This window comes from Bradyrhizobium sp. (assembly GCF_049798375.1).
Lineage (GTDB): Bacteria > Pseudomonadota > Alphaproteobacteria > Rhizobiales > Xanthobacteraceae > Bradyrhizobium.
This window is the reverse complement of the sequence record NZ_JBARGP010000567.1, coordinates 1-3,709: the sequence shown is the minus strand read 5'-3', so window position 1 is coordinate 3,709 and position 3,709 is coordinate 1. Positions and strand designations below refer to the sequence as shown.

General features: G+C 64.8%; 2 protein-coding genes. One reads left to right on the top strand and one right to left on the bottom strand.

Annotated features, from left to right (window positions below; all coding sequences use genetic code 11):
- Positions 1-414: 414 nt before the first annotated feature.
- Complete coding sequence (locus tag WA702_RS22670; RefSeq protein ID WP_425112791.1) at positions 415-978, top strand: septal ring lytic transglycosylase RlpA family protein; 564 nt, start codon at positions 415-417, stop codon at positions 976-978.
- 238 nt (positions 979-1,216) lie between these two features.
- On the opposite strand, the gene WA702_RS22665 is transcribed toward WA702_RS22670, so the two are convergent.
- Positions 1,217-3,427, bottom strand: coding sequence for a primosomal protein N' (locus WA702_RS22665; protein ID WP_425112790.1), 2,211 nt, complete (start codon positions 3,425-3,427; stop codon positions 1,217-1,219).
- Positions 3,428-3,709 lie beyond the last annotated feature (282 nt).

The following is a 3,709-nucleotide window of genomic DNA, read 5'->3' as shown; positions in this document are numbered from 1 at the left end:
CCTCCTGACGCCGGCGAGCCCGCGACCAAGCCCTTCGGTGTTATTGTACCTGCAACGCGAAGCGCGGGTTCCTTGCTCTGACGCATGGCGGGCATGACGTCAGAGGGATTGCACGCTTTTGGGCACTGGAATGCGGCCCGGACGGTTTACTTGACGAAAACTTACCCACGCCCGTCAAAACTTACATTCCAAGTAATTCGAAGTATTCGGTTAGTTAATAATTCGTTAATTGGATAGATTACGGAACTTCTGTGATTTACCCGACTGGATCACAAGATATTTCAGTCCGGCCGGGAACAACTCTACTGCCCAATTCGCGCCGCATTGCGACATCAAACGGCGCCCGCCTCAAAACCTAGCGGGGGTTCACTGGCCATCGAAGTTGGCAATACTACTCAAAGGGAACTGCTCTCAATGATCAAAAAGACCTTCGCGGGACAGATCGCCCGCTCGCGTACCGCGCTCGCTGTCGTCGCCGCCACTTTGCTGGTCGGGGGTACCGCAACCGAAGCCTCGGCCAGGTCCAGGCATCATCATCATCATTACCGCCACCATCATCATCACGCGGCGCGTGATGCGTCCGAGACCGCATCCTCCGAGAATGGTTTCTGGAACAGCTCGAACGAATTCTCCCAGGGATCTTCTCGAGGCTCCTGGCGCAACGCCAACGCGTCGATCGCGCCGACCTCCGGCGGCCGCAGCTTCTCGGGCATGGCGTCGTATTACGGCAACGAGTCCGGCAGCCGGACCGCCTCCGGCCAGCGCATGAACGCGAGCGCCATGACCTGCGCCCATCGTTCGCTGCCGTTCGGCACCAGGCTGCGCGTGACCCACGGTGGTCGCAGCGTCGTCGTCACCGTCAATGATCGTGGCCCATTCGTCCGCGGCCGTGTGCTCGACCTCTCCACTGGCGCTGCCCGCGCCATCGGCCTGACCGGCGCCGGCGTCGGTCGCGTCACCGCCGAAGTCGTCGGATAACGCGCCGGCTAAGCGCACTTCTCCTTCTCAGCACGCTTCAAGCTTTCCCTGTTTCCACGACATGGAGCGCAGATTGTGGCTTGCGTGCTGAGGGGAGCGACGGCGAAGGTCGCACAACATCCTCGCCGTCATTGCGGGGAGCGTAAGCGACGAAGCAATCCAGATGTCGCGCCAATGGATAGATTCTGGATTGCTTCGCTTACGCTCGCAATGACGGAGGAAACAGCTCCCCGCTGCGCTACAAGAAGCTCTGAGGGTCCACATCGACCTCGAGCTTGAGATTGCCCTTGGGCTTCTCAGCATGCGCCATCCAGTGGCGCAGATAATCCGACAGATCGAAATTGCGCGCCGATTTCAGCAGCAGCCTGAAGCGATAGCGGCCCTTGATGACGGCGAGCGGCGCCTCTGCCGGGCCTAACACCGTTACGCCGTCCTCGCGCGGCGCCGACGCCGCCAGCCTGCGTGCAAAGCCTTCCGCGGTCGGACGGTCGCCGGCCGAGATGATCAGGCTCGCTAGCCGGCCGAACGGCGGATAACCGGTGCGCTCGCGCGCCTCGATCTCACTGGCATAGAACGCCTCACGGTCGCAGGCGATCAAGGCCTTCATCACGGGATGCTCGGGCTGGTGGGTCTGCATGTAGCCAATGCCGCGGCCCTGATCGCGGCCGGCCCGCCCGATCACCTGGTTCAGCAATTGCCAGGTACGCTCGGCGGCACGCGGATCGCCGTTGCCGAGGCCCAAATCGGCATCAACCACGCCGACCAGATTGAGCCTTGGAAAATGATGGCCCTTGGCGACGAGCTGGGTGCCGATGATGATGTCGACACGGCCTTCCGCGATCTCGGTCAATTCGGCGCGCATGGTCTCGATCGAGGTGATGAGATCGCTCGACAGCACCATGCTGCGCGCCTCCGGAAACAGCGCCGCCGCCTCCTCCTGCAGCCGCTCGACGCCGGGCCCGACCGCGACCAGGGATTCCTCCGCGGCGCAATGCGGGCAGGCGTGCGGCCGCGGCATTGAGAAACCGCAATGATGACAGACCAGCCGCTGGCGGAAACGATGGTCGACCAGCCAAGCATCGCAGATGGTGCAGGCGAAGCGATGGCCGCAGGCACGGCACAAGGTCAGCGGCGCGTAGCCGCGGCGATTGAGGAACAAGAGCGCCTGCTCGCGCCGCTCCACTGCCTGCCTGATCTCGCCCGCCAGCCGCGGCGAAATGAAGCGGCCGCGCGGCGGCGGCTCGCGACGGAGATCGATGGCCTCGATATGCGGCATGTGCTGGCCGCCGAAGCGTGACGGCAGCGCCACGCGCTGGTAGCGGCCCTTGCGCGCGTTGACCTCGCTCTCGACCGAGGGCGTGGCGGAGGCCAGCACCACCGGGATTTTTGCGATGTGGCCGCGCACCACCGCCATGTCGCGGGCGTGGTAGTGCGCGCCCTCGTCCTGCTTATAGGCCTGGTCGTGCTCCTCATCGACGATGATGAGGCCGAGATTGCCGTAGGGCAGAAACAGCGCCGAGCGCGCGCCAACCACGACCGGCGCCTCGCCGGCCGCAATCGCGGCCCAATTGCGCTGCCGCGTGCGCGGCGTCAACTCCGAATGCCATTCCAGCGGACGCACACCGAAGCGGCGCGAGAAGCGATCGAGGAATTGGCCTGTGAGCGCGATCTCCGGCATCAGCAGCAGCGACTGCTTGCCGCGGCGGATGGTCTCGGCCACCGCCTCGAAATAGACCTCGGTCTTGCCCGAGCCGGTGACGCCGTCGAGCAGCGCGACATGAAAGCTGCCGTTGGCCGCAAGCGCGCGCATCGCATCGACGGCGCTGCGCTGGAGGGACGAAAATTCCGGCTGCGCGAAGGACGGATCGGGCACTGGGGGCGGCGGCGCGGGCGGCATCGCTTCCACCGTCAACGTGCCTTCGTCGACCAGGCCGTCGATCACGCTGGGCGAGACGCCGACCTCGCGCATGAGATCCGACTTGCCGTGCAGCAGGCCGTCCGACACCGCCCCGATCACCCGCTGCCGTGCCGGCGTCAGCCGCTTCGGCGGCTCGCCGGTGAGCCGCACGCCGATCCTGACGCGCTCGGGGCCGAGATGCTCGCCCATGCGCAGGGACATCCGCAACACCATGCCGCGCGCCGACAGCGTGTAGGTCGAGACCCAGTCGACCAGCGCGCGCAGCTCATCCTTGAGCGGCGGCACGTCGAGCTTTTCGGAGACGTCCTTCAGCCGATTGTGCAGGCGCGGCTCGGGATTTGGGTTATTGGCCCACACCACCGCCAACACCTCGCGCGGTCCGAGCGGCACAGCAACCACGTCGCCCGGCCTTAAATCCATGTCGCGCGGCACCCGGTAGGAATAGGTGTGGTCGAGCGCGACCGGAACCAGCACATCGACCACGCGGGTCGAAGCGGCGGCACTTGGAAAGAGATCGGTCGCGCGGTCCATGGATGTGCGGAACTGTCGGATGTCGTGAGACGGCTAACGCCGGGGTGCAAAGTTAGCGAACGGTAAACGAAGGTGATGCGATATATGGGATCATCATGAGATGAGGTCGAGCACTTTCGGCGAAGACGGTGCACCCTCTCCCCTTGTGGGAGAGGGTGGCGAGAATGAGCGACGCGAATTCGCGGCGGGTGAGGGGTCTCTCTCGGCAGGCGCATGTGCGGAGAGAACCCCTCACCCGCCTCGCTTCGCTCGGCACCCTCTCCCACAAGGGGAGAGGGTAAA

Bases quoted from the DNA above. Each gene is read 5' to 3' on its own strand.
- WA702_RS22670 (WP_425112791.1), top strand. From the start codon at position 415: ATGATCAAAAAGACCTTCGCGGGACAGATCGCCCGCTCGCGTACCGCG.
- WA702_RS22665 (WP_425112790.1), bottom strand. From the start codon at position 3,427: ATGGACCGCGCGACCGATCTCTTTCCAAGTGCCGCCGCTTCGACCCGC.